The organism is Moraxella atlantae NBRC 14588, assembly GCF_001591265.1.
Lineage (GTDB): Bacteria > Pseudomonadota > Gammaproteobacteria > Pseudomonadales > Moraxellaceae > Faucicola > Faucicola atlantae.
In genome coordinates this window covers 42,284-59,967 of record NZ_BCUL01000005.1, presented here as the reverse complement: position 1 = coordinate 59,967, position 17,684 = coordinate 42,284, and the positions used below count along the sequence as shown (strand labels likewise).

General features: G+C 49.5%; 12 protein-coding genes. 9 read left to right on the top strand and 3 right to left on the bottom strand.

What is annotated here, in order from left to right:
• The first annotated feature begins 151 nt into the window (after positions 1-151).
• Positions 152-1,279 carry a 5'-nucleotidase gene (locus MA2_RS04560; RefSeq protein ID WP_079351956.1) on the top strand — a complete coding sequence of 376 codons (1,128 nt, stop codon included), beginning with the start codon at positions 152-154 and terminating at the stop codon, positions 1,277-1,279.
• A gap of 411 nt (positions 1,280-1,690) precedes the next feature.
• Entirely contained in the window at positions 1,691-2,881 is a 1,191-nt protein-coding gene (locus tag MA2_RS04550; protein WP_079351957.1) for a 5-(carboxyamino)imidazole ribonucleotide synthase, read from the top strand.
• A 93-nt stretch (positions 2,882-2,974) separates the two neighbouring features.
• On the opposite strand, the gene MA2_RS04545 is transcribed toward MA2_RS04550, so the two are convergent.
• Entirely contained in the window at positions 2,975-4,216 is a 1,242-nt protein-coding gene (locus MA2_RS04545) for a toxic anion resistance protein (RefSeq protein WP_067057192.1), read from the bottom strand.
• A 536-nt stretch (positions 4,217-4,752) separates the two neighbouring features.
• Positions 4,753-5,325 (bottom strand): elongation factor P, encoded by a 573-nt coding sequence (gene efp / locus MA2_RS04540; protein WP_067057189.1) that lies wholly within the window; start codon positions 5,323-5,325, stop codon positions 4,753-4,755.
• 183 nt (positions 5,326-5,508) lie between these two features.
• Between efp and epmB the strand changes: the two genes are divergently transcribed.
• The 6 genes from epmB (at position 5,509) to MA2_RS04510 (ending at position 13,760) form a co-directional block, all read left to right on the top strand.
• A complete protein-coding gene (gene epmB / locus MA2_RS04535; protein ID WP_067057186.1) occupies positions 5,509-6,540 on the top strand; it encodes an EF-P beta-lysylation protein EpmB in 1,032 nt (343 codons plus the stop codon).
• 192 nt (positions 6,541-6,732) lie between these two features.
• A complete protein-coding gene (locus tag MA2_RS04530) occupies positions 6,733-8,895 on the top strand; it encodes an EAL domain-containing response regulator (RefSeq protein WP_067057183.1) in 2,163 nt (720 codons plus the stop codon).
• Positions 8,896-8,948: 53 nt separating this feature from the next.
• On the top strand, positions 8,949-9,398 hold the full coding sequence (locus MA2_RS04525) for a c-type cytochrome (protein ID WP_067057180.1): 450 nt from the start codon (positions 8,949-8,951) through the stop codon (positions 9,396-9,398).
• A gap of 60 nt (positions 9,399-9,458) precedes the next feature.
• On the top strand, positions 9,459-10,445 hold the full coding sequence (locus tag MA2_RS04520) for an AAA family ATPase (RefSeq protein WP_067057177.1): 987 nt from the start codon (positions 9,459-9,461) through the stop codon (positions 10,443-10,445).
• Between the two features lie 35 nt (positions 10,446-10,480).
• Positions 10,481-11,539, top strand: a complete 1,059-nt coding sequence (locus tag MA2_RS04515) for a DUF58 domain-containing protein (RefSeq protein ID WP_067057174.1) — start codon at positions 10,481-10,483, stop codon at positions 11,537-11,539.
• Between the two features lie 67 nt (positions 11,540-11,606).
• Positions 11,607-13,760 carry a transglutaminase TgpA family protein gene (locus MA2_RS04510; protein ID WP_245945348.1) on the top strand — a complete coding sequence of 718 codons (2,154 nt, stop codon included), beginning with the start codon at positions 11,607-11,609 and terminating at the stop codon, positions 13,758-13,760.
• Positions 13,761-13,864: 104 nt separating this feature from the next.
• Here the strand turns inward: MA2_RS04510 and MA2_RS04505 are convergent, their stop codons facing one another.
• Positions 13,865-15,898, bottom strand: coding sequence for a PhoX family protein (locus tag MA2_RS04505; RefSeq protein ID WP_067057168.1), 2,034 nt, complete (start codon positions 15,896-15,898; stop codon positions 13,865-13,867).
• 400 nt (positions 15,899-16,298) lie between these two features.
• On the opposite strand from MA2_RS04505, the gene murG reads away from it, so the two are divergent.
• Positions 16,299-17,534, top strand: coding sequence for an undecaprenyldiphospho-muramoylpentapeptide beta-N-acetylglucosaminyltransferase (murG, locus tag MA2_RS04500; protein ID WP_067057164.1), 1,236 nt, complete (start codon positions 16,299-16,301; stop codon positions 17,532-17,534).
• Positions 17,535-17,684: the final 150 nt, after the last annotated feature.

Genomic DNA, 17,684 nt, shown 5'->3' with positions numbered 1-17,684 from the left:
GTGGCGTTGTGGCAAGGTGATTGGTGAGCAAAAATCGTTGGGTGCAAGTACAGTCACGATGACATAACAAAAGCGGTCTGAATTTTGTGTTGGTATTCTTTATAATGACTTATTTGACCCATTATATACACAACATGATTAAACGTTTATTATGCCTGTTGATTTGTCTAATACCTTGATTGTTGCTGTGTCAGCGACCGCGCTGTTTGATTTGACCGAATCTGAGGCGTTTTTTGAGCAAGCGCGCGCCGATGACCCGACAACCGCAGTGGAAAAATTTCGCCAATATATGATAGCGCGTGAGCATATGCCGCTCAAAACAGGCTCGGGCTATCCACTAATTCGCGCACTGCTCAACCTCAATCGTTATCAGCCACAGACCGAAACGCTTGACGCGGTGATACAGCCGCTGGTTGAGGTGGTGATTATGTCAAAAAACAGTCCCGATACGGGCATTCAGGTACTCAATGCTTTGCGCGCGCATGGTTTGCCGATTAGCCGTTCGGCGTTTACGTCGGGCATGGGGGTGGCAGATTATGTGGCGGATTTTAATGTTGATTTGTTTTTGACCACCAACCACGCCGACGCGCAGCAAGTCACCGACGCAGGCGTGTGTGCGTGTGCGATTTTGGACGCACCACCGATTGATATGGCAGCGCTGGACACCGATCAGTTACGCATTGCGTTTGATGGCGACGCGGTGCTGTTTGATGAGGCAGGCGAGCTGCTGTCGCGTACCGAGGGGTTGCAGGCGTTTCATGATTTTGAAGATCGCATGAGTGACGTGCCGATGAACAAAGGCCCGTATGCCGATTTTTTGATCAAGCTGTCGCAGCTACAACGCCGCTTGCCCACGTCATTGCCAACACCGCCCATTCAGATTGCTTTGGTGACCGCGCGTAACGCACCTGCCGATGTCCGCGCCATCAAGACTTTGCGCGAATGGGGGGTGAATGTGGATTTGGCGTTTTTCCTGGGTGGGCTAGAAAAAACCGCCGTGCTCAAAACCTTTGCACCGCATATTTTCTTTGATGATTCGATTCACAATTACGACGCTGCCAAAACTGTCGTGCCGTCGGGATTGGTGCCGTATCGCAGCGAGTCGCAGTTATTTGCCGCGATTCAAAACGATGATGGACACACGCTGATGCCGCCGCATATCAGCCTGCCTGTACGCAAACCAAAGTCAAAAACAGCCAAGGCGCAACCATCTACTGCACAGACTAAAACCGTAACAGACGTTAGTAAAATGACCCATAATACTAGCAATATTTTGTAAGGTCGCACAAATGAGCCAAATCGTGCCTTGGGAACATAGAACCAAAACCATTTAGCAGCTGATGCAAGAGCTGCAAAGTTTTGCAGACCAAAATTTGCTGGTTGTCGTCACTGATGATGCGGGCGCGACTTTTCACACAGTTAATTTTCACACAGTTAAATTGGTAGGCAAAGGATTTGTTCCTTGTGAAAATGATCCATGAAAATAATCCAAACGCTGACAAAATCGTGTATTGCGCCTTGCATATTTAGCTGATTCAAATCGATGCAGTGCAATGAATACGCTTGAAAAACCTATCCATGTCACGCGGTTGATTTTGCTATAATAGCAGCTTTTTAACAGCGTTGGCGTGTTGTGCATGAATCCAACCACACGCGCCAACTTGCCCCAGTTAGCCACGGAGACGCGCCTATGCCAACCCGCCAACCATCCGATGACGTGACCCAACATGCAGCCGACACAATCAACGATAACGATGCGGTGAATTTTGCCCATTATCCCATCAAAACCATCGGGATTTTGGGCGGCGGACAGCTTGGACTGATGTTGGCGCAAGCCGCATTGCCGCTTGGGCTGCGCTGTGTATTTTTAGAAGACGCGCCATTTGCGCCTGCGCGTCTATTGGGCAAGGTCTATAGCACTGAGCAGTTTGAAGATTTTGCCCACGCCGCAGATGTGTATACCTTAGAGTTTGAAAATACGCCTGTTTGCTCAGCGCGATTATTGGCGCAAACCTCCGCATTGTATCCACCGCCCGACGCATTGGCAGTGGCACAAGACCGTCTCAAAGAAAAAGCGTTGTTTAATCAACTAGATATCCCAACTGTGCCGTATCAGCAAGTCAGCAATCAAGCCGATTTGCACACCGCGTGTGAAGCATTGGGCATGCCATTGGTGCTTAAAACCAGTCATGGTGGCTATGATGGCAAAGGGCAATTTGTCGTACAGACGCTTGCCGATATCGACGCGGCATGGGCAGAACTTGGCGACGCGGTAAACGACGCACCGCTGATTGCCGAAGGTTTTATCCACTTTGAGCGTGAAGTATCTATCATTGCGGCACGTGACCAACACGGCAATGTGGCGTATTACCCGTTGGTTGAAAACCACCACCATCAGGGTATGCTGGCAAAAACCACCGCACCTGCACCCGATAGCGACGCATTAACCACCGATGCGCAAGCTGCCATCAAAAAACTGCTTGAGCACCTTGACTATGTCGGTGTGTTGGCATTGGAATTATTCGTCACCCAAGACGGGCTACTTGCCAATGAAATCGCGCCACGGGTGCACAATTCCGGGCATTGGTCGATTGAAGGCGCGGTCACCAGTCAGTTTGAAAACCATATCCGCGCGGTGGCAGGCTTGCCATTGGGCGATACGCGTATCGTTCAGCCATCGGTCATGCTAAATATCATCGGCGAATATCCCGACTTGGCAGCGGCAACGGCGGTGGCAGGCGCGCACGTGCATTTGTATGACAAAGAAGAACGCGACGAGCGCAAAATCGGACATATCACGGTGATGCCTGCCGATCGCAGTGAGCTTGCCGCACGGGTGGCAGAGGTGGTAGCGTGTTTGCCCAACACAATGGGTTTGTAACAAAATACATGACCAATAACGCCTGGTGATTGCTAACCTTTTGTTTTACAATCAATTTGTGAAGATGGTTTGGCATTTTTGATACCGTCTGAGTCAGATTTTAACCTCACCCAACGTTGATGTATCTTCAAGGCGCAACGTGCTGGACACTTCTTTGATGGTGGTTTGGCGATTGGCTTTATCCAAATATTGTTGTGCCTTGTCCACTTCTTGCGTCAGTGCATTGATGGTCTGCTGCATGTTGCCCAGTGCTTGCACTTTAAATTGGTCAATCGCATCCATCGTTTCATAAATATTGTTAAACGCTTTTTGTAATTTTTCAACTTCAATACCACTGGTGCTTGCCGCTTCGTGGACTTGTGTGGTTTGCTGTTTGAGTAGCATAGAGGTCGATTCAATCAGGCTACTGGTGGTGGTGTTGAGCGCGTTGATTTGGTCGAGTACCAATTTTTGGTTACTCAAGGCTTGCGACACCATCACTGCCGTGCGCAGTGCCGAGATTGTTGTGGTAGTCGCGCGATCCACGCCTTTGATCAGCTCAAGATTGTTTTTGCGAATCATGTCAAGTGCCAGATAGCCTTGGATATTGACTGCCAGTTGGGTGAGAAAATCCATGTTTTTTTGGCGCACATAAAACAGCATTTCTTCTTTGACGATGCGTGCTTTTTCAGGGTCAGTGGCTTCAAGCTCGGCGATTTTTTGCTCAAGACGTTCGTCGATTTTTTTGCCAACATAAATGTACTGGCGTAGCGACTGCATCAACGCCCACATATTGACTTTTTCTTGCTCGATGATAGCGTTGTCTTTAATCAGCTCGTCTTTGCCATTGTACAGGCTTTCGATGATGGCGTTGAGGTGCGCCTGTGAAGACTCGTAACGGCGAAAATAATCCTGCACGCCTTTGCCCATCGGAATGATGCCCAAAAATTTGCGCGGGCTAGACAACGCGCCTTGCTTGCTAGGGTCAAGATCTTCGACCACACCGCGCAGTTCGGTCAAGGATTTGGCGATGGGCGAATTGTCAAACAATGCCTTGTCTACACTTTTGGCAGGGCGGTCAAGCATACGATTGGACACCTGCGCCGATGCCCGAATCTCCGCGCTGCCCAATTGGTGAATGGCGTTGACTTTTTCATCAAACGTTGGTGTATTGACGGGGTTTGATAGTACGGCGGCGACAAAGTCATTGACCTTTTTATCAAGCTCGGGCACTTTGGATTGGTCAAGCTTGACCATTTGGTCGGCTTCGTCTTGTGGTACAACTGCCACAGGCTCAGGTGCTTCTAGCGTGATAACGGGGGTGGCGTTGCTTTTGGGTGGGATGAGTTCTTGCATGGTAGATCCTTATAAAAATATATAAAAATTTAAATTAATAAAATTTAATTTAAGCCAAATTAACGCTACTTTAACTGGCACTCAAGCTCACCAACCATGGTTTCGAGCACGTCATAACTGGGTGTGTTGATGACTTCGGTCAGCTCATCGGGCACATGATTAAGTTTTTGCAACTGAGCCAATCAAGCCTTTGATACTCAACACTTGCTTGACGGTAAGCGTTGCCTGTTGGGCAGTCACACGCGCGGTGTGTTCACGCTGCTAGCCATAATACAATACGCCGTCCAACGCCAGTACCACAAGGCAAAATAACGCGATGGCAAGTTGTTTATTCCTTCAATTCCTATTGTTGTCATGCATAGTATTATTTTAAAGGATTTATAACATAAAATTATCAAATTGCAAACCATCTGATAGCTAGTTAATGCCGCAATGGTTGCTTGTTTGTAACTTTTACGCCCTGTCAGTGGGTACAAAAAAAGCACAATCTTAACCGATTGTGCTTGTATTAAAGATAACAATCTAAACGTTAAAAATTATTGCACACGTGCCAAATACTCGCCTGTGCGCGTATCAACGCGGATTTTTTCGCCTTGTTGGACAAACAGCGGCACACGTACCACCGCGCCCGTCTCTAGCGTAGCAGGCTTACCGCCACCGCCTGAGGTGTCACCTTTTAGCCCAGGGTCGGTCTCGGTGATGGTCAATTCAACAAAGTTTGGCGGAGTTACGCTCAATGGCACACCATTAAATAACGTGATGGTGCATAGCTCGTTGCTGTTGTCTTTGAGCCATTTAGGCGCATCGCCCATGGCGTTGGCATCGGCTTGTAGCTGCTCAAAGCTCTCAGGGTGCATAAAGTGCCAAAACTCACCGTCACTGTATAGATAGTTCATTTCGGTATCGACAACGTCCGCACCCTCAAGGCTATCGCCTGATTTAAAGGTATTTTCAAGCACCTTGCCTGTTTTAAGGTTACGCATTTTGACGCGGTTAAACGCTTGTCCTTTACCGGGTTTGACGTATTCATTTTCTAAAATTGAATACGGGTTGCCGTCTAGCATGACTTTTAAGCCAGCTTTAAATTCATTGGTAGAATAACTTGCCATAATAAATCCTAAAAAGTTAGCAATTGCTCGCCCACAAAGGCGTTAAAAACATCGTGAAAACCGAACGCATGAAAAATCGTTGCCGCGTTGTAGGCACTTGCCAAACGCGCGTATAATAGCATGTTTCGATGACCGCGCGCCGATACGCGCCGCGGTTTGCATTTACGTGATAGTTAGACCGCCATGATACCGCATTTAGACCAACAAAAAAACTGGCAAGACGCATTTTCTGATTTAATCGACAGCCCCGAAGCCTTGGCACAGGCATTAAGCCTACCAAGTGATGCGTTTGCTGATGTGTTTGCCCATGCCAACAGTGGCTTTGCGCTTAAAGTACCACGGCGGTTTGTGCAAAAAATGCGCCGCGGCGATATCCACGACCCACTGCTGCGCCAAGTGCTGCCAACGTTTGCCGAAAACGTTGCGGTGTCAGGTTTTGTCACCGACCCGTTGGGCGAAAATGCCGCCAATCCGCTCAAAGGCATCATTCACAAATATGCCTCACGCGTGCTGATTCCTGTGACAGGGGCATGCATGGTGCATTGTCGCTACTGTTTTCGCCAGCATTTTGCCTACAACGACAACCTACCGACAGGCAATGACTGGCAAGCGATTGGCGAGTATATCCGCGCCCATCCTGTCATTCATGAGGTGATTTTAAGTGGCGGCGACCCGTTGTCGTTGAACGAACGGCGGCTTAATCAGATTTTAGACACGCTTGAAGCGTTGCCGCAAATCCGCACCATTCGGCTACACAGCCGCGTGCCTGTCGTAATTCCCGAACGCTTGGATGACGCGCTTTTGACCCGTCTGCAAGCCAGCCGCTGCCAGATCGTATTGGTGGTTCATGCCAATCACCCCAACGAGCTTGATGACGCGACGTTACACCACTTGGCGCGCACGCGAATGGCAGGCGTGACCGTGCTCAATCAATCGGTTTTGTTAAAAGGCATCAATGACAACGCCGATACACTTGCCAAATTAAGCGAACGCTTATGGCAAGCGCAGGTATTGCCGTATTATCTGCATGTACTGGACAAGGTTGCAGGTGCGGCGCATTTTTATATCCCCGATGAACAAGCGGTGGAGGTTTATTGGCAATTGTTGGCAAAATGCGCTGGGTATTTGGTACCCAAACTGGTGCGCGAATTACCCGATCAGCCCAACAAAACCCCGTTGGATCTGTACAGACACGCGCCCGCAATTGTTACGTGAATCTTAAGCAAAATAACAAGATAGCGTCTTACGGTGTGCTATCATGTGGTATGGTATCACTGATTATTATGTGGGATTAAAACAATTTTTATTTGCTCCCATAAAACGCTATACTACCCCGTGATAAATATTTGATGGCATCAAACTGCCATAAGCTTGGTTTATTGATCGTTGAATCAACGGATTTTGCCCATGTCAAACCCTACACGCCTCAATCTATTGGTTGTTGATGATAACCAACTGTTTGCTGAGCAGTTGGTTGATAAGTTATCGGACTATTATGACCGCGTGAATTTGGGTTTTTTGGATGCCAAAGATGAGCTGATCAAATTGTTGCGCCAATCGTGGGACGTGTTGGTCATGGGCAAGGCGTATGACATGACGTTTGTTCAGGTTATTGATATTATTAAGCAGCAAGACCTTGATTTGCCCGTTATTGCCATGATATCGACAAGCGGTGTATACGGTGATTTGTCTGCCAAGGACAAGCCATGGCTTGAGCTGGTCGGCGCAGATGACGCAACCGAGCCGAGCCTGCCGTTATATCTGCATTGGGGTGCCGCAGATGCCATTGCAAAAAATCGCTTGGTTGAGATGGCAGCGCAAATCTATCAACAACACCGCCAAAAGCAGGTGCGTGATGAGCTTGCTAAGCTGCGCTGCATACTCAAAGATGCCGAGCAACGCGCCAATTTGCTGATTAAAAACTCCAAAAGTGCGGTGGCATACATTGAAGACGGTATTCACATCTACGCCAATGAGCCGTATTTACAACTGTTTGGTTTTAAAAACCTAGATGAGCTGCGCGGCGTGCCTGTGGTCGACTTGATTGCCAGCAACAATATCAAAGATTTTAAACAGTTTTTAAAAGACTTTGAAAAAGGCAACCGCGACAACGTTGAATTTAAGTTTGAAAGCGTGCGCACCGATGGTTCAACGTTTGCTGCCAAATTACAACTTGCTGCGGCCACCTATGAAGGCGAGCCGTGTCAGCAGGTGATCATCCAACAAGAGGCAGGCAACAGTGCCGAATACGCCAAAAAACTGGCAGCGATTGAACGCAAAGACGCACTTACAGGGCTATACAACCGCCGCGGTTTTGAGGAAACTTTGGCAAGTATTCGTGCGGCAACGGTGGCACAAAACGGCACGGCAGGTTTGGTTGATGTGCGTATTGATAACGTTGGGCAATTACAAGCCAGCCTTGGCTTTCAAAGTACTGATGAGATCGTGATGACGCTTAGCCAAGCGTTACGACATCAGGTGGCGCAGGTACTGGGTGAGCCTGTGCAAGATGGCTTAATTAGCCGTTTTAATGACGTAAACTTCATGCTGATTTTGCCAAATCTTGATGAGGCACGCCTGTTGGCGTTTTGTCAGCAGCTGCAACAAGCGGTAGCAGGTGACCGTTTTGCGGTGGGCTCACGCAGTATTAAGGTCACTGTAACGCTGGGTGCGACGATGATCAATACCAGCTCACCTGATACCACAACCTTGATTGAGCGCGTGACCCATGCTGTTGTGACGGCCCTTGAAAACACCGACAAACAAGGCAACGGGCTGTATCTATACGACCCATCACAATTTGCCAGCAGTGATGAAGGTGCATTGCTTGAGGTCCTCAAATCCACTTTGCAGCAAAATAAATTTGGGCTGTTGTACCAACCGATTTATGACATCGAAACCGATACCAGTAACCTATTTGAAATTTATTTGCGCTTGCCTCTAGCCGATGGCACCAGCATGAAACCCAATGCGTTTGCCACTATTGCCGCCCAACACGGCTTGATGGAAAAAATCGACCGTTGGCTATTGTTGCATGCGTGTAAACGTCTCAAGGATTACCGTGCCAATGTCGATGCAAATGCACGGCTGCTAGTGCATCTAAGCGCGCAGTCGCTTAGCGATGACAGCTTACCCAAATTTGTGCAAAAACTATTGCAAGCAGTCGGTGGGCAGATAGATGGCGCACTGACGCTACAATTTGCCGAGCACACACTCAACGACTATCTGGCAGTGGCCGCCAAACAACGAGCAAGTTTTGCACAAATTGGCTGTCAATTTGGTATTTATGACTATGGCAGCACACCAAATACCGCTGAAGTCATTACCAACGTACAGCCCGATATCGTGCGCCTAGCGGCTAACCAAATCAAAGATTTATCCAACCCCGACAATGTGCAGACCTTGATGGCAACCGTGCAGCAAATCAACGCCACGGGCGCGGCGTGCCTCATGCCCTATATCGAAGACCCTGCCACCATGTCCACTGCATGGACGGTGGGCGCACGTTACTTACAAGGTGACTACCTGCAAGCCCCAAGCCCTGATATGCATATCGAAACCGAAGCTTAGCAAAGTGTTGTCATCGTGGGTATGATTGAATAGTAAATTACATGATTTTAAAAATGAGTTTAGCAAAAAAAACATGTGGTGATTGGCAGATGATCGGTTTATGCACCATCGTGGTGCTTGCTGTTAGTGGCTGTCATCGTGAACCACCGTCAGAACGCGCTGCGGTCACCTTGCCTGTGTATCACCCCGAATTGGTTGAGCAAGGGCGCGTTGCCTACCAAAACGACTGTGAGCAGTGCCACACCATACGACCTGGTAGCAACCACAAAGCCCCACAACTGATGCGCGTGTACGGTGCGCCAGCAGCACAACTCAAGGATTATCAATATACCGATGCCATGCAAGCCAAAGCCCAACAAGGCTGGCACTGGACAGCGCAAAATCTTGACCGCTACATCGCTGATCCTCATGCCGCAATTCCCGACACGCGCATGGAGTCTGAAAAAATTACCGACCCTGCCGAGCGGCAAGCGATTATTGCGTATGTATCAACCTTACGCTAATGATTTAAAAAACCTTAAGCTTTGTTAAAATAAAAACTGCTAAAATAATAGTTAAAATCCATGCCAACCAATCTAACCCAACACCTTACTGCCAACTATCCACCTGCCCAACTGCAAGCGCGGCTACAAGCCATGCTGACCAGTATCAACCAGATCGTGTTGGACAAAGCCGAGGTAGTCAAGCTATCCGTGGCGTGTTTGCTGGCAGGTGGGCATCTGTTGCTGCAAGATTTACCAGGCATGGGTAAGACCACATTGGCGCACGCCATCGCGCTGCACTTGGGGCTGGATTTTAACCGTGTGCAGTTCACCAGTGATATGCTACCCGCTGATATTTTGGGTTTGTCAATTTACCGCAATGACAGCGGTACGTTTGAGTTTAAACCCGGCCCTGTGTTTTGCCAACTGCTGCTTGCCGATGAAATCAACCGTGCCAGTCCCAAGACCCAGTCTGCGCTGCTTGAGGCTATGGAAGAACGCCAAGTGTCGCAAGATGGCGTGACGCGCGCGCTGCCATCACCGTTTTTTGTCATTGCCACCCAAAACCCAACCCAGCAAGCAGGCGTGTTTGTTTTGCCCGAGTCGCAACTTGACCGTTTTTTGATGTGTTTGTCTTTAGGCTATCCATCGGTGAATGCCGAGCGTGAGCTATTGCTAGGCACTGACCGTCGGCAGCTGTTGGCGCAAATTACGCCCATGCTGACGGTGGCAGAGCTACAAGCCGCGCAGCAACAAGTGGCAGCGGTGTATCTTTCGCCAACGGTGGTGGATTATTTGCAACGCTTGGTGGCAAAAACCCGTGAAAGCCGTGATTATCATGGTTTATCAACGCGCGGTGTGCTGGCGCTCAAACACGCAGCGCAAGCGTTTGCGTATTTGGGGGGTTATCAGGAGGTCACGCCTGAGGATGTGCAAGCGGTGTTTGCGCCCGTGGCTGATCATCGTTTGGGGCAGGCGTTTGTGCCGTTTAGCCAGTTAGGCGGCAGCGCGCCCGACAGCCTAGCGCGGCAAATCATGCGCCAAGTACCTGTTTTAAATTCGTTATAAAAGTCAAATAAAAATTAAAGAACCGAGCGCAACCAATGGCACGCCGTCAAGCCACCGCAAGGCTAACCCGTAAAACCACCAAACCGCCTAATCGTTTGCAGCGGTTGTTTTTGGAATGGGCTCAGCGGCGTGTGGCAAAGACCACCCAAACTACGCTCAATGTCCACAATATTTATATTTTTTTGAGCCGTGAGGGCGTGTTTTATGCAGTGGTGATTGCCATTACGTTTGTTGCAGGGATCAATTACGCCAACAATCTGGTACTTGGCTTGTGTTTTTTGATGACAAGCTTGCTGGTGATTACCATTCACTATACCTTTGCACATCTGGCAAATTTGCAGGTCAAGCTGATCGACGTGCAGCCTGCCCAAGTCGGGGATTATGTCGAGGTGCGTGTGCAGCTTGCCACGGTTGCACGCCGACCACATCGGCAAATTCGGCTAAGCCTTGGTGATGATGACAGCGATTTGACCATGCCTTTGTTGCCAAATGAGCAAGATAGTCCAAGCCAAACGCCCCGTGCGGTGCAGACTTTGGCGCAGGTGCAAACGGCGCAAACGGTGAGTCTGTGGCTACCTGCTGACAAACGCGGGCGACTAAAAATACCGCGCTTGACGATTAGTACCGTGTATCCGCTGGGGATTTTGCGCGCGTGGGCATATGTGTTTTTGGATGCTGAAGGCTGGGTCTATCCGCGCCCATTGGCGTATGACACAGCAGCACAGGCGTTTACGGTGAGTGCCGATGCCGAGCACGCCAATCAGACACAAGCAGGGCAGACCGATTTTTACCAGTTAGATAATTATCAGCTTGGTGAATCATTGTCGCGGATTTCGTGGGCGCATGTGGCACGTGGGCAAGGGCTGTTAGCAAAACGCTTTGCCGAGCCTGTCGGGCAGCAGCAGGTGCTGGATTATTACCAAATGCCTGCTGTCACGCATGAGGAGCGTTTGGCACAGCTGCGTTATGGGCTTGATACCTTGCAGCAAGCGCAAGTGGCGTATCGCTTGCGTCTGCCTGATGGCGAAGGAGAATTTGGGCAAGGCACAGCGTTTTATCATGACAACTTGCTGCGTTTGGCGCAGACACCGTGATGGTTATATGAGGTAAACAAACTAATCTATTCGCGACGCTATCAGCACACGTTACCAAAAGCACATTATGCCAAATATGTTATCCGCCACCAGCCAAAACCCTGCCCCAAACCTGCCAAAGCGTAGGTTTGGGTGGCGTGTGGCGCAGCTATCGGGCTACAGTTGGATTTTGCTGGCGCAGTGTGTGGTCTTGGCGGTTTACGCGCCCGTTATGCCACTGTGGCTGATTGGCTATGGCGTGGCGGTGATTGCGCTGCAGTTACCATTGCTGCGCCCTATACTGCCTCAAGTCTTCACCCGTGCGCGCGCCTTACAGCTGATCCAGTATATCGGCTTTATTGCAGGTTTGTTTGGGTTGTATGCCACTTACCACACGGCGATTGGGCTTGAGGTCGGGCTGGCGTTTTTGCTGTTGTGTGCGTTGAGCAAGCTACTTGAGCTCAACACGCGGCGCGACGGCTATGTGGTGCTGTGCTTGGCGTTGTTTGTGTTGGCAGGGCGGTTTTTGCTTGACCAAGGGCTATCCACGACGCTTGCGGTGGCGATGGCGATATTGCTCAATATTTTTGCCATGATTGCCCAGAACGATGATGGCACGGGGCGTTATCGCACACTGGGGCTGATGCTTGGGCAGGCGTTGCCGCTGCTGGTGGTGCTGTTTTTGTTTTTTCCGCGTTTGCCGCCGTTGTGGTCAGTACAATTGGGTGGTCAAAACCAAGCCACTACAGGCATGTCTGATAGCATGTCCCCTGGGGATTTTGCCAGTTTAAGCCAGTCCACCGAGCTGGCGTTTCGCGCTGAATTCACAGGCACGCTGCCACCGCAAGCGCAGCTTTACTGGCGTGGTTTGGTGTTTGATGCGTTTGATGGCAAAACATGGCGACCAAGCCACCAACCGCTAAAAATGTGGGTGCCAACCAGTTCTGCTGCACCTGTCAATGCAGGCACGCGCAATGGTGAGCCCTACGACACCGCCACGATGCCCAGTTGGCTGATTCCGACCGTGGTGCAAAGTCAAGTTGCCAACCAGCCGCAAGCCAATCGCTATCGTGTGATTTTGGAGCGCACGGGGCAACCTTGGCTATTTGCGCTTGATTATCCACTAACTGCGCAGCGCGGCATTGTGTTGACATCAAATTTCACCCTGCGCTATTGGGATAATGTCAATCAGCGGTTGGTGTATCAGGTGCAATGGCTCAATGATGCTGCCATAGGGCAGGCGTTGGCTCCATATGAGCGGCGGCAAGATTTGCAACTTCCTGATGATGGTAACCCGCAAAGCCGCCAGTTTGCCCGTGATTTATTCGCCCAAAGTGGCAATGATCCCATCGCATTTAGTCAAAATTTGGCGCGTTGGATTCGTACCCAGCCATTTCGCTACACCTTATCACCGCCTGCTTTGGGATCTGACCGCATTGACGAGTTTTTATTTGGCACACGGGCAGGGTTTTGTGAGCATTATTCGTCAAGCTTTGTGTTTTTGATGCGGTCGGCAGGCGTGCCTGCGCGTGTGGTGGCAGGCTATCAAGGCGGACAGCTAGGACGCGATGGCAAAAGTTGGGAAGTGCGCCAAATGGACGCCCATGCGTGGGCAGAGATTTGGGTCGAAGGACGCGGTTGGTTGCGTGTTGATCCCACGGCGTTTGTCGCGCCTGAGCGTGTTGAGCAGGGCATGGACAGGCTGACGCAAACGGCAGGTGCGCAGCTGTTTGGTGATGGTGCGGCGGCAAAATTTAGTTATCGGCAGTTTCAGATGCTTCAGCAAGCAAGGCGATTGTTTGACCAAGCAGGCTATTATTGGCAGCGCAACGTCGTCGGCTATGATCAAGACCGCCAAAAATCATCGCTACTCAAGTGGTTTAGCATCCAGTCGGTGTATCAGCAAGTGATGTGGATGGCAGCATTGTCGGTGCTTTTGTTGGCAATATTTGGGCTGTGGCTGTGGTGGCGACGGCGCAAACATTGGGACAAAGCTGACAAAGCGTTGGTTGATCTATCCGCCCGTCTTGCCAAACAAGATAGTACCCTTGCACGGCAAGCCGATGAGGGTGTGCTGGCGTATTTGACGCGTTTAGAAAGCGCGGTGCAGCAGCCTGAGCGCGTGCGCGAGGCGGCAGTGTTGTATCGCAAATTGCGCTACGCTGCGCTTGATGCTACACCCAACAATCAATTTTATGCTGATTTAAAGCGGTTGCTTAAATCCGTGCAGCCTTTGCGCTAACTGATATAAACTTTGATTGGCACGGTTTTTAGCCAACTTCAGCCAATAAAAAACCTCCGTATTTACAGAGGTTTTTTTGAACGTTTAAATTTACCGTGACAGCATTACGCTTGGAACGCCAAGTAACCCACACCACCTGCATAGGTGTTGTTATAGTTTTTCTTGATCTCTTCCATCAAGGCTTTAAACTTGTCGCTGCCCAAGGCTTTTTCATAGCTTTCTAGCTCATCGCCTGGGTGTTGGAAGTTTGACATCACATAAGTAAAGCCATTAACTTCATCAATCGCATGCAAGCCTGTAGATTCTGCACCTGCTGGGGTAGATAAAATACGTGATAGTTTACCGCTTTGAACATTGTATGCCCACAAGAAGTTGTTGATGTGCATACCGCTGTCTTCACCGATAAATAGGGTCTTGAACGCGTTTGAGTATTTCAAGTTATCGGGGTTAGCAACCAAATTGTCATCAGCAGTGTTGCCTAAGCTGTCTGGCTTATCTAGGTCTTTACCTGCTAAGCCTGACACTAGGTACATACGGGTTGAAACCCACTCTGAGTTGATGGTATTGCCGTCGGTATCTTTTTGCCCACCAGTTAGATCATGGGTATAGGTGCCACCTGCTTTTAGTGTACCGACATTTACACCGTAGGCAGGGTCATTGGTTTTGTCACCACCAACCATGCTCTTATATTGATATGAAATGGCAGAATAGGCTTTTTTGTCTTCAGGATTGACAGTTGTACCTTCATTTTTGGTGAATGCCATCGATGCGCCTTTAAGGGCAGCATAGCGTTGGGTCTCTAGGAACGCTGCGGCTTTTAAGGCAAATTCAGAGTTACTGGTCAATTTAACCCAGTTGTCTTTGCCGTTGTATTTGATTTTGGTGTAGGTGCTGTCTTTAGGATCTTTTAGCTGAACATCCATAAAGTCGCTGATTTTGATTTTGTTGGTTACCATGCCTTGGATTTCGGCACTGGTGGCATGACCTAGTTTGATCCATTGCACACCAAAGTCGCCCAGTTTGTCGCCAGCAGGAGAGCGTTGGTTCATTTTGGCGGCATACAGCGTGCCAGCAGATAAATCTTTGGCGTTGTCAGCGATAAACATAAAGATGCCTGCGTTGGTCGCATCATTACCCATCAACACAGTTTTTTGGTCAGGCATTACTTGCACCAATTCGTGTGATAGACGACCTAGGCAGTAATGTTTTTTACATGTACCTGTGCCATCGGCATTGACGGTGATTTCTGGTAGATGACCGTAGTTATAGACATACGCTGTGTTTTCATCACCAAACAAGTTTTTGCTGTACGCCGCAAATTGTTTGTCTGACGCGTTGCCATTGATGCTGATCAACCCGTCTGGCTCATACTCTTCTGATGATAAATGTGTGTTCCAAGGTGACAATGACGCACCACAGGTGATCCACAAGCCTTTGGCAGGTGACGTATCCACGTTGTGGTAGCGCACAAAACGCAATGCGCCTGTATTGGGATCTTGGTCAAAGGTCAGCACGGCAATCGGTGATGGCAGCTTGCCATACATGCTGTCGCCTGCTAAGTTTTTGGTGGTGTATTCAAATTGTACCACGGCAAAGACAGCGTTGCCTGCCACGCCAGCAGGCTTCGCGCCATTGATGGTTAGCATTGAAGTACCATCTGGACAATCTGAGAAGAATTGGCGTTTTTGACCATCAACAGAGGTGTCATAAATTGGGTTGCCATTGATGTCAAAATAGCCACCAGAGATGATGTTGCCGCCTGTGGTGCTTGGTACAGATTCGCCAGTGTTGAAAACTTTGTTATACACCAGTTTGTAGCTTTTGCTGGTGCCATCGGTCATTGTGGCTTGTAGTTTTGAATTAACAGTCGTGGTTGCCATCTCAGCGACATTAGTCGGTGCATCCATACCGACAAACTCAACCGATTTAACAGTTTTTGGTGCGTTGTATAAAGTGTTGTTTGGTGTGGTGGTTGCACTAACGACTTTTACATCATCATCGTCATCATCACAACCAGTCAATAGCATGGTGCTAGAACCTGCGGCAAGTGGCAGTACAGGCACACCTGCCAAAAAGCGCAATACTTGGCGACGGCTTAATTCTTTGGTCGCTAAACTGTTTTCTACGGGCTGGTTCATATTTACCTCTGGCGAGTTAGCTGGATAAAATATAAAAAACAAGTGGCAGCTTGGGGTGCTTATATTTGCAGCATCTTACCGCTGCCCAAAATCTGCAGACGGTAGTATACGGCAAAATTATGACAATTCTTTGACGAAAGCCTTACTTTTTCCTAACAAAAGTGAATGGTGTAAAAATTTTTGCAACAACTCGACACATTTTGTCAGGCGCACAACACGCTTAGCCAAGCGGTTAGACTTTTTTATTTAGCCAGAAAGTGCTATGATTTGTCCATTTTATTGAACCAATTTTATACCGCTATTTTTATCAAGTGATTTTGATCAGCACGATCAGGTGATCGGTGTTATTAAGTGAATTGATGCGCGATTAAAAGTCATATTGATGAACAAGGAATGACCCATGAGCCGTTCGCTGTCTGTCCCAACCGCCGAGCCATCATCCAAGCATGCGCCGCGCGTGTTGATGATGGCAGCAGGGACGGGTGGGCATGTGTTTCCTGCATTGGCGGTTGCGCAGGCCTTGGAACAACAAGGCGCGACCGTGCACTGGCTGGGCACGCTGATGGGCATGGAAAACGATTTGCTGGCGGATACAGGTTTTGTGTATCACGCTATCAATATGCAAGGCTTGCGGCGTAATGGCATGGGACGGCTGCTCAAAGCGCCTAGTACGCTGCTTAAAGCCACGTTGGCGTGTGTCAAAATCATTCGCAGTAATCACATTGATGTGGTTGTCGGCTTTGGGGGTTATGTCACCGCACCAGGTGGTCTGGCGGCAAAAATCTGTAAAGTTCCGCTGCTGATTCATGAGCAAAACGCCATTGCAGGTATGAGTAACCGCTATCTTGCCAAGATGGCAAATCGCGTGTTACAAGCCTTTCCGAATACGTTTCGCGAAAATAAGCCCGATGGTTTGGTGACGGTTGGCAACCCCGTGCGTGAAGCAATTGTTGAGTTGCCGCCGCCTGAAGCGCGCATTGATCCTAACGACCAAAGTCCGCTGCGTTTGTTGGTGATTGGCGGATCATTGGGCGCGCAAGTGCTCAATCAGACCATCGCGCCAACGCTTAAGCTGTTAGAAAATCAACCATCACAACATCGCCCACCAACTGCACCCAATATCCAACGTTGGCAGGTGCGCCACCAATGCGGGCGCAACAATTTGACCGACACACAAGCGGTATACGACCAAGCTGATTTGCAGCACACGCAATATGAAGTCACGCCGTTTATTGCCGATATGGCAGAAGCGTACGCGTGGGCAGATGTGATTGTGTGCCGTGCAGGTGCGCTGACTGTGACAGAGGTAGCAACAGCAGGTTTATTGGCGGTGTTCGTGCCGCTACCACATGCCGTTGATGACCACCAGACTGCCAATGCGCGTTGGCTTGCCAATCAAGATGCGGCGATTTTAATGCCGCAGCCGCAGCTGACCGCGGAGCATTTGGCGCAAACGCTGGGTAGACTTGATCGTGCCACGATTTTAGCCAAGGCAAAAAAAGCGCGCGCCCTTGCCCAACCAGATGCCACTGCCAAAGTCGCTGCACTGGTGTTGGCGGCGTGCCAAACCAAGCCGATGCTAAACGCACCCAGCACAAACCGTGCGGCATCCAATCTGCCGCCAAATGAAACCTGATTTAACCGTTAAACCAACCGTTTCACCTAGGTAAACGCCAGCGTTTGCCATGGGTGTTTGTAAGACCATCCAACCGAGCCTGCTATGCCAACCACCGCCAACCCCGATTTAATCGACCAAACCGCTATCCAACCATCCACATCACTCACC

What these genes read in the sequence shown, in the direction of transcription:
- MA2_RS04560 (WP_079351956.1), top strand. Translation starts at nt 152, where the DNA reads ATGCCTGTTGATTTGTCTAATACCTTGATTGTTGCTGTGTCAGCGACC.
- MA2_RS04550 (WP_079351957.1), top strand. Translation starts at nt 1,691, where the DNA reads ATGCCAACCCGCCAACCATCCGATGACGTGACCCAACATGCAGCCGAC.
- MA2_RS04545 (WP_067057192.1), bottom strand. Translation starts at nt 4,216, where the DNA reads ATGCAAGAACTCATCCCACCCAAAAGCAACGCCACCCCCGTTATCACG.
- efp (WP_067057189.1), bottom strand. Translation starts at nt 5,325, where the DNA reads ATGGCAAGTTATTCTACCAATGAATTTAAAGCTGGCTTAAAAGTCATG.
- epmB (WP_067057186.1), top strand. Translation starts at nt 5,509, where the DNA reads ATGATACCGCATTTAGACCAACAAAAAAACTGGCAAGACGCATTTTCT.
- MA2_RS04530 (WP_067057183.1), top strand. Translation starts at nt 6,733, where the DNA reads ATGTCAAACCCTACACGCCTCAATCTATTGGTTGTTGATGATAACCAA.
- MA2_RS04525 (WP_067057180.1), top strand. Translation starts at nt 8,949, where the DNA reads ATGAGTTTAGCAAAAAAAACATGTGGTGATTGGCAGATGATCGGTTTA.
- MA2_RS04520 (WP_067057177.1), top strand. Translation starts at nt 9,459, where the DNA reads ATGCCAACCAATCTAACCCAACACCTTACTGCCAACTATCCACCTGCC.
- MA2_RS04515 (WP_067057174.1), top strand. Translation starts at nt 10,481, where the DNA reads ATGGCACGCCGTCAAGCCACCGCAAGGCTAACCCGTAAAACCACCAAA.
- MA2_RS04510 (WP_245945348.1), top strand. Translation starts at nt 11,607, where the DNA reads ATGCCAAATATGTTATCCGCCACCAGCCAAAACCCTGCCCCAAACCTG.
- MA2_RS04505 (WP_067057168.1), bottom strand. Translation starts at nt 15,898, where the DNA reads ATGAACCAGCCCGTAGAAAACAGTTTAGCGACCAAAGAATTAAGCCGT.
- murG (WP_067057164.1), top strand. Translation starts at nt 16,299, where the DNA reads ATGAGCCGTTCGCTGTCTGTCCCAACCGCCGAGCCATCATCCAAGCAT.